The sequence below is a fragment of the Malonomonas rubra genome (assembly GCF_003247215.1).
In the GTDB taxonomy this organism is placed as follows: domain Bacteria; phylum Desulfobacterota; class Desulfuromonadia; order Desulfuromonadales; family Geopsychrobacteraceae; genus Malonomonas; species Malonomonas rubra_A.
This window is the reverse complement of sequence record NZ_QKAP01000006.1, coordinates 19,456-40,441: the sequence shown is the minus strand read 5'-3', so window position 1 is coordinate 40,441 and position 20,986 is coordinate 19,456. Positions and strand designations below refer to the sequence as shown.

General features: G+C 52.1%; 18 protein-coding genes. 4 read left to right on the top strand and 14 right to left on the bottom strand.

Annotated features, from left to right (window positions below):
* Nucleotides 1-30: 30 nt before the first annotated feature.
* The 14 genes from Q7J88_RS00340 to Q7J88_RS00275 all read right to left on the bottom strand — a co-directional run bounded on the left by Q7J88_RS00340 (nt 31) and on the right by Q7J88_RS00275 (nt 17,268).
* Nucleotides 31-405, bottom strand: a complete 375-nt coding sequence (locus Q7J88_RS00340) for a hypothetical protein (protein ID WP_303720162.1) — start codon at nt 403-405, stop codon at nt 31-33.
* Nucleotides 406-531: 126 nt separating this feature from the next.
* A complete protein-coding gene (locus Q7J88_RS00335) occupies nt 532-1,569 on the bottom strand; it encodes a trigger factor (RefSeq protein WP_303720161.1) in 1,038 nt (345 codons plus the stop codon).
* 381 nt (nt 1,570-1,950) lie between these two features.
* A complete protein-coding gene (locus Q7J88_RS00330) occupies nt 1,951-3,294 on the bottom strand; it encodes an MFS transporter (RefSeq protein ID WP_303720160.1) in 1,344 nt (447 codons plus the stop codon).
* A gap of 69 nt (nt 3,295-3,363) precedes the next feature.
* Nucleotides 3,364-3,945 (bottom strand): TetR/AcrR family transcriptional regulator, encoded by a 582-nt coding sequence (locus tag Q7J88_RS00325; RefSeq protein WP_303720159.1) that lies wholly within the window; start codon nt 3,943-3,945, stop codon nt 3,364-3,366.
* Nucleotides 3,946-4,049: 104 nt separating this feature from the next.
* Nucleotides 4,050-5,312: an OFA family MFS transporter gene (locus tag Q7J88_RS00320; RefSeq protein ID WP_303720158.1), complete on the bottom strand. Its 1,263-nt coding sequence runs from the start codon at nt 5,310-5,312 to the stop codon at nt 4,050-4,052.
* Between the two features lie 155 nt (nt 5,313-5,467).
* Nucleotides 5,468-5,602 carry a hypothetical protein gene (locus tag Q7J88_RS00315; protein ID WP_303720157.1) on the bottom strand — a complete coding sequence of 45 codons (135 nt, stop codon included), beginning with the start codon at nt 5,600-5,602 and terminating at the stop codon, nt 5,468-5,470.
* A 73-nt stretch (nt 5,603-5,675) separates the two neighbouring features.
* On the bottom strand, nt 5,676-5,825 hold the full coding sequence (locus Q7J88_RS00310) for a hypothetical protein (protein WP_303720156.1): 150 nt from the start codon (nt 5,823-5,825) through the stop codon (nt 5,676-5,678).
* A 516-nt stretch (nt 5,826-6,341) separates the two neighbouring features.
* Nucleotides 6,342-6,689: an oxidoreductase gene (locus Q7J88_RS00305; RefSeq protein WP_303720155.1), complete on the bottom strand. Its 348-nt coding sequence runs from the start codon at nt 6,687-6,689 to the stop codon at nt 6,342-6,344.
* 115 nt (nt 6,690-6,804) lie between these two features.
* Nucleotides 6,805-9,069, bottom strand: coding sequence for a molybdopterin-dependent oxidoreductase (locus Q7J88_RS00300; RefSeq protein ID WP_369681930.1), 2,265 nt, complete (start codon nt 9,067-9,069; stop codon nt 6,805-6,807).
* 539 nt (nt 9,070-9,608) lie between these two features.
* Nucleotides 9,609-10,934, bottom strand: a complete 1,326-nt coding sequence (locus Q7J88_RS00295; protein ID WP_303720153.1) for a radical SAM protein — start codon at nt 10,932-10,934, stop codon at nt 9,609-9,611.
* 134 nt (nt 10,935-11,068) lie between these two features.
* Nucleotides 11,069-11,992, bottom strand: coding sequence for an NrfD/PsrC family molybdoenzyme membrane anchor subunit (nrfD, locus tag Q7J88_RS00290; RefSeq protein WP_303720152.1), 924 nt, complete (start codon nt 11,990-11,992; stop codon nt 11,069-11,071).
* A gap of 15 nt (nt 11,993-12,007) precedes the next feature.
* A complete protein-coding gene (locus Q7J88_RS00285; RefSeq protein ID WP_303720151.1) occupies nt 12,008-12,550 on the bottom strand; it encodes a 4Fe-4S dicluster domain-containing protein in 543 nt (180 codons plus the stop codon).
* 1 nt (nt 12,551) lies between these two features.
* Complete coding sequence (locus tag Q7J88_RS00280) at nt 12,552-14,804, bottom strand: molybdopterin-dependent oxidoreductase (RefSeq protein ID WP_303720150.1); 2,253 nt, start codon at nt 14,802-14,804, stop codon at nt 12,552-12,554.
* 469 nt (nt 14,805-15,273) lie between these two features.
* On the bottom strand, nt 15,274-17,268 hold the full coding sequence (locus Q7J88_RS00275; protein ID WP_303720149.1) for a sigma-54-dependent Fis family transcriptional regulator: 1,995 nt from the start codon (nt 17,266-17,268) through the stop codon (nt 15,274-15,276).
* A 750-nt stretch (nt 17,269-18,018) separates the two neighbouring features.
* On the opposite strand from Q7J88_RS00275, the gene Q7J88_RS00270 reads away from it, so the two are divergent.
* The 4 genes from Q7J88_RS00270 to moaA are packed head-to-tail and all read left to right on the top strand — an operon-like array spanning nt 18,019 to nt 20,978.
* Nucleotides 18,019-18,480 (top strand): GNAT family N-acetyltransferase, encoded by a 462-nt coding sequence (locus tag Q7J88_RS00270; protein ID WP_303720148.1) that lies wholly within the window; start codon nt 18,019-18,021, stop codon nt 18,478-18,480.
* Between the two features lie 37 nt (nt 18,481-18,517).
* On the top strand, nt 18,518-19,321 hold the full coding sequence (locus tag Q7J88_RS00265; RefSeq protein WP_303720147.1) for an MBL fold metallo-hydrolase: 804 nt from the start codon (nt 18,518-18,520) through the stop codon (nt 19,319-19,321).
* Entirely contained in the window at nt 19,318-20,001 is a 684-nt protein-coding gene (locus Q7J88_RS00260) for a flavin reductase family protein (RefSeq protein ID WP_303720146.1), read from the top strand. Before Q7J88_RS00265 ends, Q7J88_RS00260 begins: the two co-directional genes overlap by 4 nt.
* On the top strand, nt 19,998-20,978 hold the full coding sequence (gene moaA, locus Q7J88_RS00255) for a GTP 3',8-cyclase MoaA (RefSeq protein ID WP_303720145.1): 981 nt from the start codon (nt 19,998-20,000) through the stop codon (nt 20,976-20,978). Before Q7J88_RS00260 ends, moaA begins: the two co-directional genes overlap by 4 nt.
* Nucleotides 20,979-20,986 lie beyond the last annotated feature (8 nt).

The window sequence follows — 20,986 nt, the reverse complement described above, 5'->3', positions numbered from 1 at the left end:
CCTCAATCCAGCCGGACAATCAAGGAAATTTTATGCCAGCTCGCTCCGCATGATTGCCCGGTAACGCAATTCGTGGATTCTGTTCGCGGTAGCAAGGCCCCTGGTGTCTGGATTGGAGTGGAGCCGGTAGTTGTTGGTGCCCATTGAACTGCTTGTTGTGCCGTAAAAATTGAGTGCCGACTCTTCCAGCGGAGATACGCCGTATTCTTTGCACATTTCTTCATACTCATCCCTGGACAGGGGAGTTGGAGGAATGGTTCTGAAGCGGCGCATGTGGGCAATGAAATCTTCCGGGTCATCTACATTGATACAGCGTAGCCAGTTTTCAGGTTCGGTTGTATGAAAGCCGGACTCTACATACCGACCGTTTTCCGCCTTTTCCATTGTTGTCCAAACGGTAGCCATTGTTTCTCCTTTTTGTCGAAATCCCCAGATATTTCGTGAGCGTCACGTCTTGAGGTTTATACAAAAGCCAAGGTAAATAAAATTTCTGCCGGCATTGGCTGGATGCGCGAGCAACGACTGCTGCTGCTAGCGCCGCTCTTCCAGGACTCGAACCGGCTCTTCTTCACTCAGGGTCGCTTTGTCGATAATGTAATCGGTTGCCTTTGTCAGCCGGATCGAGTGGATAAGTTGCTCTTTGGCTCCAGGGGTCTTTTCCAGACGCTTGAGGCGCGCATCGAAATTGAGAGCCATATCCATGATGGAGTTTTCCTGCTGCAAAAGAGCCTTTTTGATGTCTTCTTCCGTGACTTCAAGTTGCAGGCTGTCCGCTATCGCCGACAACAGCAGATTTTTCCTGACGGTTGCCTCGGCTTCCGGGCGAATTTCCTTTTTCGCGTCCTCCAGGGTCCGATTTGTCGTTTTGAGGTAATCGTCGAACTTTTTTCCGCCGACATGCTGGCGGAACTGGTTGATCTGCAGCATGATCTGCTGCTCGACCGCCTCTTCCCTGAGCGGGCAGGGGTTTTCTTCGATTAATTTTTTAATGACCGCTTGTTTGATGTTCCGTTCGGTACTTTCTTGCGCCAGTGTCAACAGGGACGTATGCACTTCGGCCGTGAACGCCTCGATCGAATCGAAAGGGAGGTTGGCGAGCAGTTTTTCATCATTGGCAGCACCTCGTTGCTGTTTTATCCCCTTAACCTGTTGATTCACATCCTCTTCCGTGACGACTACCGGGACATAGCTCGCTTCCAGCCCCTCGTATTTCACCAGAGCGATTTTGGGTTCCAGGGCAACCTGGATTTTGACGACACAGGGCGCTCCCAGCTTGGTTTCCTGCGGCATGATTTTCGGGTAGGTCATCGGAGCCAGGTCGAGCGTCTTGAGGGCGCTCATGTAGTAGGAAGGCAAAATATTGTTCAGAGCCTTCGCTGCAATCCTCTCCAGATCCGGGTGCTTGGCCATCATGGCACGGATGCTTAATGGCAAACCCTGTGGCGGTTTGTTCTCTTTCTCCGTCGCTTTCACGAATTCCGCTGTGATCGCTTTTTCGATCGTATCGGCGTCGATTTCAATTTTGAAGAGAGCTTCTTCTTCGCTCGATTTCAACATTGTGACCGTCATGGTTATTCTCCTGTTCTTTATGTGGAGTCTCTCAGAGAGCAGCGCTTTGACGAAAATCTTTAAACAAGGTCTCCTGCACATAGCAATCCGCGGAACTTTTGCTTCTGTTTACTACAAAAAACAAGCCAAACCTTACTTGGGACACGGTTCCCTGCATTCTAACGCCGTCATGTCTTGGTTTGTCGCTTATAGACTGCGGAGATGCGGCGCAGCGCTCGAAATTCATGGACTTTTCAGTGGACGGATACTGTCTCGTTTTGGGATTCCCTGTCTCATGACTGGAATAAGAGTCGTCAGATATGCGACCAGGGAAAGAAAATGCCCCATAAGTCTGTGCTGACTTATGGGGCATAAGATTCTAGGAACTGATTTGGTTTTGGATCAAACCTCGCCGCTTGCCGACGCGCGCATATAGCGTTGCAAGATGATAACGATCACGGCAATGACCAGAGCGCTTGAGCCGTTAATTGCGCAAATCTTGAAAACACTCCAGTTGCGCGACAAATAGAGACCGCCGATAACCGGAGCGATGAGGGAGCCGATCTTACCGATTCCGTAAGCCCAGCCGATCCCGGTTGCACGTGCTTCTGATGGATAGACGGCTGAGGCCAGTCCCATCAGTGAAGAGTTGCCTCCATTGACCAGCATCCCGGTGAAAATCGAAACCACGATGACGATGTAGAAACTGTGGGATGAGAAATAGCCGAAGGCAAGCATCGCGATAAAGGCACCGATAAATAGATACTTAACAACGTTGAGCTTGTTAAATTTACTCATACAGCGGCCAATGCAGAAGCAGGCGATGACCGAGCCCATGTGGATAAAGGCAAAGCCCATGCTGTATTGCTGAACCGTTGCGCCGCTCTGTTTGAGCAGGGTCGGGACCCAGGAGAACAGAATCCAGAGCAGATAGAAGCTTAAGTAGAAAAGCAGCCAGATCAGCAGGGTTGTCACCATGCGATCGCCGGTAAAGAGGGTCTTGACCGATCCTTTGCTTTCTTTGGTTGTGGTCGGCATGGTCAGTTTGACATTGTTGGCGCTCGGCAGATTCTGGTTGATACGGCTGAGAATTCCATAAGCCTTGTCCATTGCTTTCTTGGAACCGCTACCAACCAGGTGCTGGAGGGATTCTGGGAGAAACAGCAAGATTATAAAGGCGATGATCACCGGGACCAAGCCACCAATAAAATAGACGGACTGCCAACCGTAGTTGGGTAGCAGATAGGACGCTGAAAAGGCGGCGATCATGGCGCCGGTCGGCATCCCCGCCCACATGTAAAGCGACAGTGAAGCACGCAACCTGGAGGGAGCATACTCGCTGCCGAAAGCCAGTGCGTTGGGAATGGCGCCACCCATGCCGAGTCCGGCCAGGAAACGGTACAGGGCCAGCTCCTCGACACTGGAAATGTGGGAAATCATGAATGTGAAGAAGCCGAAGACCAGTGCGCAGAAAAACATGGTCTTTTTACGTCCGACACGGTCAGCCAACATGCCGATGATAACTGCGCCGAGCATCGGCCCCAGTTGGCCGGCGCTGACGGCCAGTCCTAATTCTGCCGGACTGGCATTAAGATGGGTGGCAATCTTCGGGATGGTGACCCCAATGACTGTCAGGTCGAAGCCGTCGAAAAAGACGACGGAGAAGCAGAGCAGGCAGACCCAAATCTGATAAAAGGAAAAGGGTAGATCGTCAAATGCTTCATTGACGTTAATTACTTTTTCCACTTTGGAACCTCCATTAAAGTCACGTTGACCATTGTTGATCAGAGGTAGCCGGGACAATATGACAAACGGCTAGCAGCCTTGTTCGATTTGTCGCTTTTCATGGGAGATGACACCATAGATGAGCATGTCAGTCGCCGCCACAATTGCATTATGAAACGTCTGGTTGCATCGGGTTAAATATTGATATTCAATGAGCTCATTGATCGCGCCGCGGTAGATCTGTTGTAAAATTGTCAGGTCGACCGGTCTAAATAGCCCTTGCTGAACACCTTGTTCAACGAGGTTTTGGATTTCCTGCCACCTGTCGTCAAAAAAAATCTCGAAGCTGATCCATTGCTCCGGCAGCAGCCGTTTGACATCAGCGATCAACCGCGAACTGAGCGGTCCGAGGGCTTTGGGTGACATGGTCATCAGTGCTTTCAGTTTATCGATTGTCTCCATCTGTCGTGACCGAACGATTTTCCGTACCTGCAATTGCAGGTCGGCGAGAATCTCGTCGAGTACGGATACGACAAGGTCTGTTTTAGACGCAAAGCGTTCGTAGATACAGCGCTTGCTGACGGCCAGTTGGGTTGCCAGTTCTGCGACGGTAAAATTCATCCCTTTTTCGTTCATCAAGCGCAGGGTTTCTATCTGAATACGTTCCAGCATAGTTTGTAAGCCGTTCTGCCGGTACCCGCACGGTTTCACGGGTACCGGCAAAAAGAAAATCTGATCGGGACCACCCTTGGTAGGAGGTCCCGTCAGACGCTTATTTAACTGGCAAGCGATTTTTTAGCATAGGCAGCTTTTGCTGCGGTACTTTTATTGTCCATTGTTCTGTAGATAAGAGCAAAAACAAGGCCGACTATATTCACGCCCAGAGCAATCCAGAAGGCCTGATTGTAGTCGCCGGTGGCAACTCGGACTTTTGCAGCCAGCAGCGGACCTGTTAGGGCGGCGAGGCTGAAGCCGATGAAGGTCACACCGTAGTTGACACCAAAGTTTTTCAAACCGTAACGCTCGCCGATAATCGGCGGCACCAGGCAGAGGAATCCACCGAAAACCGCACCAACACCCATACCGGAAATCGCAAAACCAGCTACGGAACTGGTGAAGGTCAGGTTAAGCATGGAGAGAGCCGAAACAACGTACATCAGCATAATGGTATTGGAACGACCGATTTTGTCGGAAAGGGCACCGAACCCAACTCGGCCGATTGCATTTGCCAAAGTAATGATACTGACAAAGAATGCAGCTTTAATCGGTGACAGGTTGAACATCAACTGACCGATCGGAGAGGCGTGGGCAACAACCATCAGGCCGGACATGGCACCACAATAGAGCATGATCATGATAACCCACCAGATTCCCTGGCTGATCATCTGGGTCCAAGTGTTATCGTTGGTGTTTGTTTGGACCTTAGAGGTTGCTGGTGGAATCCAGCCGGCAGGTTTGTAATTTGCGGGTGCTCTCTTGGTTACTGTCAGAGCAAGAGCAATGACTAAAAAGAATACGGAACCGAGGATCTGGAAGCAGGTCAGAATACCGTATTTTTCGATCAGGTAACTGGCGATAGGGGCCATGAGCATGGCACCGCAACCATAACCGGCAGCGCAGATACCTGCTGCCAAGCCGCGCTTGTCGGGGAAAAATTTAACTGTGTTGCCCATAGTGCCGGCGTAAACAACGCCGCCACCAACACCTGCCAAGGTGCTGTAGGACAGGTACAGCATGCTGATTGACGAACCTTCAGCTATGAAACCAGTTAGAATAAGACCGGCTGTGAACATCAGGCCACCGATAACGATGGTGGTTTTTGAACCTAACTTGTCTTGGATAAAGCCGCCACCGATCATGGAAACAGGACTGAGGCCATGGTTAATGGTAAAGGCCAGGGCGAGAGCCGGGGGAGCCCAGGAAAACAGGGCGCCAAGGGGTTTTGCAAAAACACTCCAGGCGTACAATGTGCCGATACAGAGATTCATGATCACGGCAGCAGCCAGTATCAACCAACGATTATAGTTTTGATCTGACATTCTCATTATCCTTCGCTTGAGAGCGGCGCAAATGTGCCTGTCGGGGGAGGCTTAAACGGAGGCGTGTTTCACCCCCGACAGGCACCGACCTTTGTTGTTTTGGGGTCGAAATGTACACCGGGCTAACTATCCCAGTGGTTTCAATATCGCTCTATTTAAGGAGCTTCCTCAGTCAGAGGAGTTTTGCAGAACGGGCAGGCCTTTTGTTTGACACCACCGATGGCTACCAGTTTTTTGCCGCATTTCGGGCATTCTTGCGGTTTTTCAACACCGCCAGGTCTAAAACACATAATACTCTCCTTTCGTTTGACACAAATACATACTACGAATAGATCTAAAGTTATTTGTGTCTATATTGTTTAATTACTTTTTTTCGTCTTTTTCTTCGTCAAAGGTGATTTCACCACCTTTGTATTCTTTAGAAGGCTTAAACTTGGTAGAGCCATAGTTCTGGCCAGGTTTTGCTGCGAGCGGATTCAGAGGCTTTTGAATCTTCTTTTTTTCGTCTGCCATGATTAAATTCCTTTCCGTTGTTAATGCGTTATTTATAAAAAGACTTCTTGGTGCTACAGTTTATTCTGTAGTAACTTCATTTTATAAATAATCTACAAACTAAACTTTTTAGAGAAACATTTATGTGTTGGACCTGCAACCCTTATTGTGGCGGTTGTAAACCACCAAAACCAAAACCCAGCAAATGCGAAAATTGCGGTACATTTAACTTTCACGATCTGACTACTTGTAGAAAGTGTAAGCAAGTTTTGCCTATAAGGTCGGGACCAGAACCTGTCTACTGTCGGTACATCGAAGAAGTTTGTGCAAAGCCTTGTCAGCGACATAAAAAAGAACCTGATAAACTGGCTGTTAGCGATTGTAAGTTTCACACACCTGTTGATTGACTCTAACGCCAGACTTTAATCTGTGGTTCATCCGTCCCGAACAACTTAGCCAACTTCAACTAACACGAATGTTTCACCTGCTTTTTCCTGGGAACCCCATCAGTAATCAGGGTTCCCAGGTTTTTTTTGCTTAAACGGTAAAGATTGCTACTCGGTTGCCCAGTTCGGCAGCCTTTTTGGCCAATTCATCCAGCGGGCCGTACTCCATGCACTTAGCGTTACAGTGCTTGACTGCGAATTTGACGTCCTCGCCCGGAGCCAGCTCAGGGTTGGAACCGACAAGCTGAGTCGGTACGGGGAGATAATCCCACTCAAATTTACCCGGAGTAACCTCCCAAGGGCCGTGCTCGAGCATTTTGATGCCGTGCTTGCCTACAGGCAGGTTCAGGATTTTTTTGATTGCCACCTCGCATGCGTGGCAGCCGGTGCACCATTGATAGTGAATCAACAGTCCGTTTTTGGTTTCTTTTTCGGACATTTTTTCCTCCAGTTCTATTCGGTTTCGTCCGCGATTATTATCGCGGGCCACGTCTGGCCGGCGACGCGCGTGAGTCTGTTGCAGTCGTCACCGGCCATGTCTCCTACGCTTAGTTTTAGACTTCGATGTTGTAGCTATCGAAGCTATCCAGACGCGAAGCTTTACAAATCATCTGCTTCATTGGACAACCGAAACCAAGCTTACCGATGTGCTTATGCGGGACCAGGGTGTTGATGTTCGACTGCCATACACCGAACAGGCTCGGCTCTTCTGCATCCTTCTCCGGGAACCACCAGCCGTGAGTCGCATGCACAACCTTCGGGTGGATGGTCGGAGTAACCTTGGCTCTGAGTTTTGCTTTGCCGAACATGTTTTCGAGCAGGACCCAGTCGCCATGGTTGATGCCGAGGGTTTTAGCTGTACTAGGATGCAATTCGACTTCCGGATCCGGATCGATCTCGCGCAATACGGCAATCTGACGGTGCTCGGAGTGGAACGAGGTGACTTTCCGTGCACCGGTGGTGAGAATCAGCGGGTACTCCTTGAACAGTTCCGGGGTGCTGATCGGGCTGTACGGCGGCTCCTTGAAGTACGGCAGGGCATCGTCACCCCAGGCTTCGAACAGGGTCGAGGAGAGCTCGACCATACCGGTAACGGTATTGAAGCCAGGCTCGCCGTCACCACGCAGCAGACCTTTTTCGTACTTTTTGTAGATGTACTTCGGCTGGAATACGCCCATCTCACGCAGCTTGTCAAAGTTGACACCGAGCTCCGGCTCAAGCTGCTGGGTGAAAAAGTCAGGAACGTCTTTGTAATCCCACATGTCCGGGTGCAACTTCTTGCCGAGTTCGATACAAACTTCGATATCGGACTTGGTATCGCCGACGCGCAGAGCCTCGTTGATGGGGCCGAGGGTGACAGCGTTACGGCCGAAGTGGGTAACGACGACGCCGTCTTGCTCGGCGAAAGTAGACACCGGCAGGAAGATATCGCCGAAAGCCATAGCGGTCGGAGTCATGAAGATATCCTGAACAACGTTGAACTCCAGGGACTTCAGAGCATGGTACCAACGGTCAGGCTGTGCCGAACAGGTCGGCGTAATGAAGTTACTACTGTTGAACCAACCCATGCGCAACTTGTACGGCTTGCCGCTTTCCAGAGTGTCCAGAGTTTCGTCCGGGTGGGTGGTTGCCATGGCAGTACTGAGGGCCGGCCATTCTGCAGCGCCGATTCGCTTTTCCCAGAGTTCTTCCGACAGGTTCCGCCGGGTTTCAACCCGCCACTTACCGAGCAGTGCAGCGGGGGGACCGATGGTCACGCCGCCGGGAACGTCGAGGTTGCCGGTGATGGCCATCAGCGACAGGATAGCGTGGCCCATCTGAACACCGTTCGGGTTCTCGTCGGTTGCCAGACCCCACTGGATCGAGCAAGGCTTAGCAGTTGCCATCCGACGAGCGCAACGACGGATCTGGTCAGCCGGAACCCAGGTGATACCAGCAACTTTTTCCGGCGAATACTCTTGAACGCGCTCTTTGAGCTCATCGAAGCCGTAAGTCCAGTTTTCGACGAAGTCCTTGTCGTACAGTTCCTCGTTGATGATGACGTTGAGGAAGCCGAGGCCCAGGGCGCTGTCGGTTCCGGGACGCAGCTGGCAAACTTCTTCGCAACGGGTACCCAGCCAGGTGATACGCGGGTCGATGTGAATCATCTTGGTGCCGCGCTTCATCATGTCGATCAGGGCGTGACCAAAGAAGCCGTCCGGGTTGGAGTAGAGAGCGTTCTTACCCCACTCGACGATCAGTTCCGGCAAGGTGAATCTCGGGTCGTCGTAACGATCTTCGTAGAAACCGGCGTAGTCGATTTCCGGATAGCCGGCGCCGAGAACGTAGTCGGTGATCGAGCAGCGCGGACCGTAGCAGGACCAGCCGCTCAGCGGGTAGCAGACGTTCGGAGTGCCGATTGAGGCAAAGCCGAGGGGGTAGTAGTAGATACAAGCCTGACGACCGGTACCACCGAAGACGATGATCGACTCGGCGCCGTGCTTTTCTTTAAATTCTTTGATTTTCGGAACAATGATGTCCCAGGCTTCATCCCAGGAGATCTTGGTCCACTTGTTCTTACCACGATCTTCCAGCTTACGCTTCATCGGGGTCAGAATACGGGAGGGGTGGTGGACGTAGTCAGCCAGAGTCAGGTTACGAACACAGAGGCGACCTTGGCTGATCGGGTGCTCTTCGTCACCTTCAACCTTAATCAGTTTCCCACCTTTGACGGTCAGCTTCATGCCGTAGCCGACCGGATGGTCTCCAGGAGGGGACCACGCAGAGGTCCTCACTGTTATGGAGCCATCCTCATTTTCTGTTTTCCATTCTTTACTCATTGCCATTGTCGTGTACCTTCCTTTCATTCTCTAATCGTTAATTACACAAACTTTCCTCGAAAATCCTTTTTCGCACCTCCTTTACGTTTTGTTGCATGAGGCTGCAGCACTGCATGCAGGCTGTATGAAAATGATTTTGAATCTGACATAGACAATTGCTATGAGTGTGCCAATCTGAAATTAAAGTTAGTGCGTCATAACTTATTGTAATAAAAGGGAAAATTAGAATTAACAAAAAGCTAAGTAAATTCTTATTTTGAGATAGGACGGACAGGTAGGATCTGGTTTTTGATAGCTAACTTATTGAAATTAAATATGTAAAGCTTTTGTCCCAAGTGGTATCAATTTAAGAACGCTGGCGATGGTCGCAAATTGGTGTTTTTGTGTTTACAAATAAACTTAAAAAACATTCGTCATAACGGGATGTTGAGTCACTAACTTGGGTGATTTGAGAGGGTTTGGGAATTGTTTTGCGATGGATCAAGAAAGGGGTGTTCTCCGGAGCGCCGAGGGGCAATCCGGAGAACAGTAAAATACGTTTATACGCGCTGGGAGCGTTTCAGGCCGTCGATATTAGTCAACTGATAAGAACAGAACGGAATCTGGCTACCGTCCTCGCCAGCCACCGTCATGCTGCACTGGCGGAGACGTTTCAAGTCCATACTCATCGCATCCATATAGTTCATGATCAGGATCGACAAGCCAGGTTCCTGGCCCGGGAACATTTTTTGCGCGATATCGGGCAGCGCGGAACCCTGCGGGCTGGACGGGTCGAAGTGGTGCAGGTAATCATGAACGCTGATGATCCGGCTCATCGGCTGAAAGCCTTGGGGTTTTGGGACAAGGTAAGTGGTCGCGTCGCAGAGCGGGTGCGAGCAGCCGGTTGGCCAGAAATCGTAGGGGGAGAGCAAGTTGCTGCTCTGCTCCGACAGTTCGTAGATGACATCCCCCATAGTCAGGGGTTTTTGGTTGCTGACCTCGAAGCGACCGGAACCGAACGCGGGCTGATAAGCTATGCCGACAATGACGTCACGATTTTCCAGGCCGAATTCAAGGACTCTGCCCATCTGGTTGTCGTTGATTCCCCTGATCACCGCCATTGCCAGAACAATCTGCATGCCGATGGCACGGCAGTTTTCAATCGCCTGTAATTTGAGTTTCAGCAGGTTGGCGCCCCGGATCTGTTTGAACACCTGATCGTCCAAGCCGTCAAACTGCATGTAGATACCGGTGGCGCCGGATGCCGCGAGCCGCTCAAGGTAGTTGCGGTCGCGACTGATGACGACACCGTTGGTGTTGACTTCAATTGCGCTGAAACCGATCTCTCGACAAAGTGCGATGATGTCAGGCAGGTCTTCGCGCACGGTCGGCTCTCCGCCGGTCAGCTGGATGCTGGTTTGCGGGCCACACTGATTCATGATGCTGATAAGCTGGCGTTCAATTTCCGCCAGCGTGAGATCGGTGGCAAGGTTCGCCTGGTTGTCGTCTGCAGCCATGAAGCAGACCGGGCAACGTAAATTGCAGCGCTGCGTCAGTTCGAGTTCGACCAGGCGCGGGCGATGTAAGTGAGATTTACAAGGCCCACAGTCCTCGGGGCAGCCCTTGGTGGTCGGTTTTGCTGTGTTCGGATGGATCTGGGGAAATTTAAAGTTTTTCAGCCAGCGATAATGCTCCTCGTCCGGCCAGAGATAAATTGAATAAGTACCGTGTTGTGAGCAGGATTTTTCCATATAGACGGCATCGTCTTTGACGACAATGCGCGCATCAATGACTTCCAGGCAGACCGGGCAAACACTTTGCGTGACTTCCAAAAGTATTTTATTTGTGATTGTATCAGCGTTGTTTGCCACGGCTGCCTGTGTCATCTGAAACCTCAGTCTTCTATGTCTGTCGGCATGAATATCGCGCTACCTTTACACGGGCTCTGCCAAAACCTTTTTCGGTGATGCCGAAAGAGAGATGTGAGTGCCGGTTTCGGCAGAGCCCAACAGTCGTGCCGCTAAATCCAATTCTTCTTCAAGAATCTTTCGTGCCCATGAGGCAGGCGGGAACGATACTGCAGTTCCCCCGGCAGGAAAGTGCGGTCGTTACCGCTGGTGACAGTCATCATCCGCATCGTCACTCCGCCGAACAGAACCAGCAGTGTTGCAAGCCCCTGGAACAAACTTACCGGAATCAGGAACATGACCAGCGGCAGCAGCGTGCCGAGGAGCATAAAGGAAATTTTGAACCTTTTCGAAAGATCACCACTGATCCAACGCTGCGCGCTGGCGGCTTCGGCTGCCGTGGTTCCGCTGGCTTTGATCCAGAGGTAGCCCGCCCACAGCAGCCCCTGGGCCAGCAGCAGGGCGGCTAGCAGCTTCGGCAGGTTATTCAGCACGGAGCCTTCAACCGGCGCGATCATTGCGCAGAGCAGATGCAGCGCCAGCGCGGTCACCAGGGAGGAGAGCAGGAACAGTCCCATGATGGCCGGGCCGACCCAGAACGGCCGCCCTTTGTGGCGTCCCAGCAGAACGCCCGGATAGGTGGCGACAACCAGGCCGGTGACCAGGTTGACCAAGGCCAGCAGCTGCCGCAGAAAGCCCCAGTCACGCCAGAAAAACAGGCCGAAATCGATGCCGAAAGAGGCATAGACAAAACCGGAAATAATGGCAAACGTCATCATCCAGGCGCCGAAGGTCAGGATCGCCTTGGGGTTCATGAAGACGCGCCAGGCCTGCAACGGGCGCCCCAGTTCAAGAATCAGAAAGCCGCAACCGACACTCATGCACAGCGGGCCGACAATGTTGGCCAGCACGGAAATCTGATTTTTACCGATAAACAGGTCGATGATGGCGGCGACGATCAGCATGGCGCCGCCCATGCCGGCGAAAAAGAAATCGACGGCGAGCATCCAACCCCAGGTTTGATGTTTTTCACTCATTTCTCAACGCCTCCATCAATAGATGTAAAAGACACAGGGGTCGGTGTTAAGTTCCTGCAGCAGCTGGAAGGAGCGGTTTTCACTGATCAGCTTGCTGACTTCACTGTTCGGGTCATCCAGGTCACCGAAGATGCGCGCTTTCTGGTGACAGGTTTCGACGCAGTGCGGGCGCATGCCTTCTTCAACCCGGTCCAGGCAGAAGTTACACTTGTTGACCGCACCGGTCTCATGATTGTGATAGCGTGCGCCGTAGGGGCAGGCCATGATACAGGAGAGGCAGCCGACGCACTTTTTGTCGACGACGTGAACGATGCCGTTCTCCGTCTGAACCGAAGCCCCGGTCGGACATGCATCGACACAGGGTGAATTGTCGCAATGCATGCAGAGCAGCGGCAAAAAGAGCATGTTCAGGTGCGGAAACGTGCCGTGCGGGCCATCCGTAGTGACCGGGTTGTAAATCATGTAGGTCGGCAGTTCATTGCGAATTTTGCAGGCAATCGTACAGGAATGACAGCCTATACAGTGCCTGGTGTCCATGACCATTGCATAACGAGCCATATCACATTACCTCCTTCAAGTCCGCTTCCTCTACTTTGTAAACCCGGCAGAGCAATCCGCGGTTCGCCCAGGATCCACTGTAGGGGTCACAATAATCATCCGCTGTACTGGTCAAGACGTTTCCGTTCGACTCCAGTGCCCCGCCGAGTTCGCCACCGAGATCGAAATCGCGCATATCCTTTTCCGGGTACCACCAGCAGCGCTGGGTATAGATCACTTTCGGGTGGATCGCTTCGGTCAGATTGGCGCGTTGCCGCATGCGCCCGCGTGCGGTTTCGATCCAGACCCAGTCGCCGTCTGTGATGCCCATTTCCTTTGCCGTTGCCGGATTGATGTCCATGAACGGCGAATGCCGCAGGAAGCGCATATCCTTGATCTGGAAGTGCTCCGAGTGGTGGAAGGGCATGAAGCCGCCGCCGGTGGTCAACACCAGAGGGAATTTCGCCGCCAGTTCCGGGTTGTCGATTTCGTTTTCCGAAGGTCCGACATACTGCGGCAGCGGTGGCAGGCCGAGTTCCTTGAGGGTGGTCGAGTAGAGTTCGACCTTGCCCGAAGGGGTGGCAAAACCCTGGCGTTTGTACTTGTAGTATTCCCGCTCCGGGAAGTGGAAGCGGATTTTCTCGACGAACTCATCAAAGCTGCTGACCGCGTGGCCGATCGGCGCAATTGCGCTGAAATATGCCTCCTCAACGGTCTTCCAGGGCCAGTTTGCTTCCTGCCCCAGGGCTACGCCCAGGTCGCGCCAGAAATTGAAGTCGTTGCGGCGCTCGTACATCGGTTGGATCGCGCGCTGCGAGGTCAGCATGAAGTCGGCGCAGCCGTAGCTGTTGGTGATGATCGGCCGCTCCAGGGCGCCGGCGATCGGCATGATGTAATCGGCGAACATGGCGGATGGCGTGACCCAGTACTCGCAGGCGACCATGAAGTCCACCTTGCGCAGGGCTTCCAGCACGACGCTGGTTTCGCCGTAGGAGGCCAGCGGGTTGGTTGCCGAGATCAGCAGGGCCTTGACCGGGTAGGGGTCGCTGCTGGCGATGGCGCGGAACACGGACGGCGGGTGCGCTTCGCACATCCACTCCGCGGTCGGGGCCTTGCCCCAGGTTTTTTTCGTCAGCTCGCTGATCTTGCTGTAACCGGGCCAGGTGACCATCGGGAACTTGTCGGCGCCGATCTGCTTGGCCTTTTGCTCGTCCGACAGGAATTCATTCCCTTCCAGTTCCTCGTCCGTTAGATAGTCTTGCGAGGGGCCGGTCAGCAGGTCGGCGCCGGGGCGATCGAGGTTGCCGGTCAGGGCGCGCAGGAGGGCGCGGGCATGCATGGTGGCGCCGGCCGGTTTGCCGATCTGGTCGACCGAGGTGCCCCACTGGATGTTGCCCGGTTTGTTGTTGGCGTACATATAGGCGCCGGCGCGGATCTGATCGGGGGTCAGCCAGGTCAGTTCGGCAGCCCACTCCGGTGAAAAATCAACGACATGTTCAGCCAGTTCGTTGAATCCTTCACAGTACTCCAAGACGAATTCCTGATCCATCAGGCCTTCATAAATGATGACATGAATCCAGGCCAGGGCCAGGGCCAGGTCGGAACCGGGGCGCAGCGGCAGCCAGAGATCGGCTTTGGAAGCGGATTCCGTGAAGCGCGGATCGATGACGATGACCTTCATGCCTTTGTCTTGCAATTCGGCAACGTGATGCGCTTCCGGCATGCCCGAGGCGCCGGGGTTCTGCCCCCAGAGGACGATACATTTACTGGCGCCGATATCCAGGTCGAAGGGGCACCAGCCGTAAATGGCGGTTTCCACCATAAAGGTCGGAATCCAGCACAGGTGCGAGTTGTGGAAGCCGTTCGGGCTGCCGAACAGGTTCATGAAGCGGCGACGCGCCCAGTCATCGGTGCGCTGGGTACCGCCTGCGGTGGCAACGGCTTCGGCGCCGAACTGTTCGCGGATGCTCGACAGCTTGGCGGCGATTTCCTGAATCGCCTGGTTCCAGGGAATCTGCTGCCACTTGCCTTCACCCTTCTTGCCGACCCGTTTCAGCGGGTAGTTAACCCGGTCGGGGTGGTCCAGGTGCTTGAGGGCAATATTGCCGCGGCAGCAGAGGCCGCCCTGGTTGGTCGGGAACTCGGGATCACCTTCAATACCGAGAACCTTGTTGTCCTTGACGTAGGCCAGCACGCCACAATTCTGGTGGCAGAAGTAGCAGGCCGATTTTTTTACTTCGATGCCTTCCTGGGTTAAATCAACTTTTCCGATCATAACTCCTCTCTTGTAGCTCTCAATCGAAGGTTTCTCCATGCTGCTGACCAGCCGTGGTCGTGGCAGCGCTCAGTAGGCGAATTATTTCAAAGGCTTAGGGGGACGGCCTGGTTGCTCGCGATACGTTTTTGATCGCTTGATCTGGGCTTTGTGCAACTAGCAAGCCAAAGAATGGATGATTATTTCGAAGAGGGGACAGCGTCGCCGCCAACTTGGTGTCAAGCTTAGAAAACTAGCGGAATGCAGGGAAACCGAACGCGAAAAATTAACCCGCTCCAGGTTGGCTGGAAGCCTCAGGCCGATAGGAGTAAAAATCCTTTTCTGCGATCGGGGTTTCATTTTGAGACCGCTGACGCGGAGTACCAGGTAGGCTTTTGGGGATATTTCAGGGCATAAGAAAGCCCCAGCGTTTAGGCAAGGGCAAGGCAAGAAGGACTGGGAGATCTGAATTGCAGGTCAGGGAAAGGACTCAGGAGATGGGGATATTGTATTCCTTGAGTTTACGGTAGAGAGTGGAACGGCTCAACCCGACCATTTCCGCCGCAGTCGGGATGCAGTTGTTGGCACGCTGCAGGGCGGCTTCAATCGCCTCTTTTTCTATGGTTTTCAAGTCAAATGTTTGCGGTGCTGTGCCGCTGAATCGAGGAGTGCTGCTTCCGGTGACAGGCGCGGAGTTCTGAAGGACATAGCTGGGGAGGTTGCATGGTTCGATCGTTTCGCCGTTTGCGGTGTTGATCGCGTGGTGTATCGAATTCTGCAATTGTCTGACGTTTCCCGGCCATCGGAATTGAGTGATGATTTTCTCCGCTTCGGGGCTGAGTTGTGGCTCCGGCCAGCCCATGCGCTCACAATAATTGTGGATGAAGAGTTTGCTCAGCAGGGAAATGTCCTTGCCGCGTTCCCTCAACGGTGGAATAAATATTCCGAGCACGGAAATGCGGTAATAAAGGTCTTCGCGGAAGGTATTTTCCTCGACCATTTTCAGCAAATCTTTGTTAGTAGCGGCGACTAGCCGGAAGTCAACTTCTTTGTAGCGATTCCCACCGATCCGCATGACATGTTTATCCTGCAGTGTGCGTAACAGGATTGCCTGATGTTCCAGAGGCATGTCGCCGATTTCGTCAAGAAACAGGGTGCCGCCATCGGCCAGCTCTATTTTACCCGCTTTGCCGCAGCGTTCGGCGCCGGTGAAACTGCCACCTTCGTAGCCGAACAGTTCACTACCGACCAGTTCGCGGGGCAGGGCGGCACAGTTGACGGCCATGAAGGGACCATTCGGCCGATAGGCGTTATGAATGGAGTGGGCAAACAGTTCTTTACCTGTGCCACTTTCCCCTATTAGTAGAATATTTTCTGGTGAATCGGCAAAACGGCGAGCCTGGACAATCGTAGATTTAATCGCCATGCTTTCGCCGAGAATATCCTCGAACTTAAAGAAGGCAGCCCTTCCCATCCTGTTGTTTTGTTGATTCAGCAGCTTTTCGCAGCTGATAAATTTCAGAATGACGACATCAAGTTTTTTTGTGTACTGATTCAGGACCGGGCGTACCGAAATTCTGTAGGGTCGTGCTTTGAGGCCTTCGACCTTGATACACTCGTCAATGGTGAAGCTTTCGCCTGAACCCGCGCGGCGCATGATGGCAGAATCGGAGGTGAGAAACTCACTGATATTACGGTTGCCGCTTTCTTCAGGGCGGACTTTAAAAATTCTGATCGCTTCGCTGTTAATCTGAAGAATCTTGCCCTTATTGTTAACCGCGATCATTCCTTCGTCTATGAAAGCAAAAGATGCGCTGAGGCTTTCGTGGGCGCTCGCCATTTTGTCTCTGGCTTTTTGCAGCTCTTCACTCAATTTGGCGACTTCGTTCCTGGTTTTTTCGTAATCGGCGGAGTGATTCACTAATTTGATTTTTGTTTCGATCGAGGTTGCTACTGAAGAGATCAGGGCCAGGGTGTGCATGTAGAGGTGGTTGATTCTGTCATCTTCCAGATCTTCGACCAGTGGAGGGCTGAGAATGACAACGGCTGCCGATATCGAGCCATCGTCGCCCATGATCGGTGCAGCTGAAGCAATCCGGTTTTGCAGCGGGATGCAGTAGTTTTCCGGCCCAATCAGTTGAACCGGTCGTTTTAGATGGAAGCAGAGGCCGTGAGCAGTTGTGCCTTCCGTTTCTTCGTTTGCCAGAATACCGATGCGTGAACCTTTGTCGGCAACCTGATCTTCAACCCAGACTCCTTCGTGGCAGAGAATCATGCCTGATTCGTCAAACAGGTAAAACAGGTAGCCTAAGGCCACCATCTTGTCTCTAAAGGGTGCAACCTGCTCGTTAGTGATATTTATGAGTTGTTTATGTTTCGCACAAAGCTTGGTGAGCTGGCCTTCGTTAGGGATTGTGACTATTTTGTGTGGATTTACCCCCAACTTGCGCGATCGCATCCAGGATGCAGCGACGTCCTTGTCCATGCAAGAATACTGACTAGGATCGGCGGAAGGGTTATTCAAAAATTCTTCTTTGCAGCGAAGGATTTCGTGCCATCGTTTTTTGGTCAGTTTTTCTTTGTCGGCATTTGCAAAAAGGACTTGAGTTCCTAAAACGTCTGAAATCTGCTCCCGCAATGCCATTTGTCGTTCTCCTTAGCTAATAAGTTAAGTCGGACTTGATTATAATATGCAAATTCTGCGCCTGATGAAAATGATGGCACTGCATACTGGCCTGACCGGGCCAATAATAGATTGAATTCACCTATTTGGTTCTATGTGTCCATAACTATTAGAAAAAACAGCAATTGCCAAGCAAGGTCATAAAGAAACAATAACATATTTCCGGGTGATTATAAATGGGCCCTTATTCTACAGAAAAGGCCCCATCTTACCCATGTTTCAGTCGCCCAGAAATTGTAGGATCTCCTTCTCCGGCCCCCAAATGGGTGCTGTTTCAAAATGACACAGCTCCTTTTATCAATCTCAAAATAAAACAATCTCCAAGACTCGATAAACCTCCTACTTAGCTGCTTCATGACTGCTGCACAAGCAAGAGCAGCATGAATTCGGGGACTTATAAAAATCTGCACACGGTGGCACTCTTATTGCTCATCCATCAGGCAGAGGTGCAGGGCGTAGGCTTTATGTGCCTGTTTTCTGTAGTAAATTTAACTTGTTGTGAAGTTTTTAGATTTGTTTGTGCCGAAAAGAATCCGGATATTGGAGAACGACATGCCTTATCAAATCGAATTCGCAACTGCCGCTGATGAAGAAAGCCTGCGCAGTATTTTCCTTGCGAGTGATATGGCACTTGTGGGTGACATCGAAGACCACGTTGTTATCAAAGATGAAGCCGGGACTTACGGCGGCGGCCTGCTCTACCAACTGGATGTAGACTTGTTTCACCTGCTGACGATTGTCGTACAGAACGATGGCCGCAGCCGGGGACTTGGAAGCCAATTGCTTCAGGCTTTGCTGCAGAAACCTTGGAGTTATTGCCGTGACAGCGTTGTTGAACCGGCTCAGAGCTACCGTGTGACGACAGTTTCGCGAGGCGTCAGCAGAAGCTTTTACCAGAAAAACGGTTTGCTCGACTGTGACTTTGATGAACTGACTGAGCCATTTGCTCGCCAATGTCAGTTCTGTCCCGATCAGGCTGAATGCAGTTCGGCAGCGATGGTCTACCAACGCTGACTGATCAAGATTTCTTGATGTAACACATGAGGTTGATATGGGAAGTTCATTCAAAATATTAGGATCAGGTGCCGGGCCTGGCGTACCGTCGTTTTTCTGCGAATGCAGAGGCTGCCGAGAGGCACGCCTCGATGGACGCCATTGCCGAACACGCAGTGGGGCGCTGCTTCGCACGGATGCCAGGAGTTATCTCATCGACACTTCTCCCGATCTGAGATTTCAGCTACTCCAGGAACAACTCGATAGCATTGACGGAATTTTTCTGACTCATTGGCACTATGACCATTTCGGCGGGCTGGGCGAGATGGAATATTACGTCAAACTCGACCGGAAGGAACCTATTCCGCTCTATCTGCCACCGACTGCAGTCGACAGTTTCAGGGCTGCGTTTACCTATTTACAGGATATCCTGGATCCTCAACCTTGGGAGTTCGCAACAACATACAACCTCGGCCACCTAGGAATTACTCCCCTGCCAGCCAATCACGGGGTGGAAACTGCTGGTTTCCTGATTGAGTCAGAGAAAGCGAAACTGGCCTACTTCCCAGACACCTCGGGCTTGCCAGAAGCGACCAAGGTGAAGATGAACGCGATTGATTGGCTGATCTGCGATGCCACTTTCAGTGATTTTAACTGGTTTCCCGACAGTCATATGTCGATGAGCGAGGCAATTGAGCTCGGACAAAGTGTCGGGGCAAAAAAAACCGTCCTGACACATATGGCAATCCATTACAGCAAACCGGTCACAGTAGCAGAGCTTGAATGCCGCCTGACCGATGTGCCGAATGTCTTACTGGCCTATGACGGCATGCAATTCAACTTGTTGAGAGGGGTTAGATGAAGATTTCGCTTGGATGTAAACCCCTTGCGATCCCGTCGCCAGTCTGGGTGATCGGTAGTTATGGATCATGCGCGCAACCGAACATCATGGTTGCTTCCTGGGGATCGATTTGCTGTACAACCCCGGCCTGCGTCGCGGTATCCCTGAAAGTCAGTCGTGCAACCTATGCCAATATTGTTGAGCATCAGGCTTTTACCGTCAGTGTCCCATCAAGAGATTTTCTGTTTGAAACCGACTTTATCGGCAACGTTTCCGGAGTTTCGGTCAACAAGTTTTCGGCGACCGGGTTAACCGCTGTCAGAAGCAATGTGGTCGATGCCCCATACGTGCAGGAATTTCCTCTGATCATGGAATGCTCTCTGCTGCATATGCTGGAGATCGGTTCGCACACGCAATTTATCGGCCAGGTGATGGATGTCAAGGCCGAGGAGGAGGTTCTTGGAGAAAACGGCCTCCCTTCGGCGGAAAAGATCAGCCCGCTAATCGGCAGTGCCGGAGAACGCGCTTATTACTCCATCGGGAAATGGCTTGGGCAGGCACAACTGGTCAACAATTGGCTGGCAGAGAACCTTTTTACCTGCGAACGGCTGGCCGATGGGGCTGACATAGACTTTGGCAATTTAGAATTTGGCAATTTACCTCTAGTAACCCCTGATTGTTTCAAAGCGAGAAAATCATGAAACTGATCGATTCCTTCGGCCGCCAAATCAACTATCTGCGCCTGTCAATAACGGACCGCTGCAATTTGCGCTGTCGCTACTGCATGTCGACCGACGGGGTTGCTACCTGTTCGCATAAAGAGATCCTCTCTTACGAGGATTTGCAACTGATCGCGGAAACCGCTGTCTCGATGGGGATCGAAAAAATTCGTGTAACCGGCGGAGAGCCGCTGGTGAGGGAAGGGGTGGTGCCGTTTCTGGCCAGGCTTTCCGGCATCGACGGGTTGCGCCACCTGGCGATTTCCAGCAACGGCATCCTGCTTTCGAAGATGGCGCAGGATCTCTATCTGGCAGGTGTGCAGCGCCTGAATATAAGTATCGATTCTTTAGAGGAAGAAAAATACCGGCAAATTACACGTGGCGGCGAGTTGAAAATGGTCTTTGCCGGGCTGAAGGCGGCAGAAAAAGCCGGCTTTCCCGCACCTAAGATTAACGTGGTGGCGATGCGCGGATTCAATGACGACGAAATAATCGCTTTCACCGAGTTGACCAAAACTCACGGCTATTCGGTCCGTTTCATCGAATACATGCCGACTCTGGAGCTTGCGGGGTGGCAGCAGCAGGTGATCTCGGGACAGGAGATTCTCGACCGGATTTCCCGTAGGTATGCTCTGGAGGAGGTTGAAAAGGGGGCTTACGCAGGGCCTTCAAAGGATTACCGGATACCTGGCGCCTTTGGCACCATCGGCATCATCACCGCCGTTTCCGGGCATTTCTGTGCCACCTGCAACCGCATCCGTATCACCTCAACCGGCAAAGCCAAAAGCTGTCTTTTTTCCAACCAGTCAACCGATCTGGTCCCCTGTCTGAGACTCGGAGACAGAACTGGGGTCAGGAGGAAGCTGGAAGAGCTGGTTTGGAACAAACCGGAATGTCACTCCATTTCTATCGATGGCTATAAGCACGATAACTTTTTAATGTCACAGGTCGGGGGCTGATAGCCTCC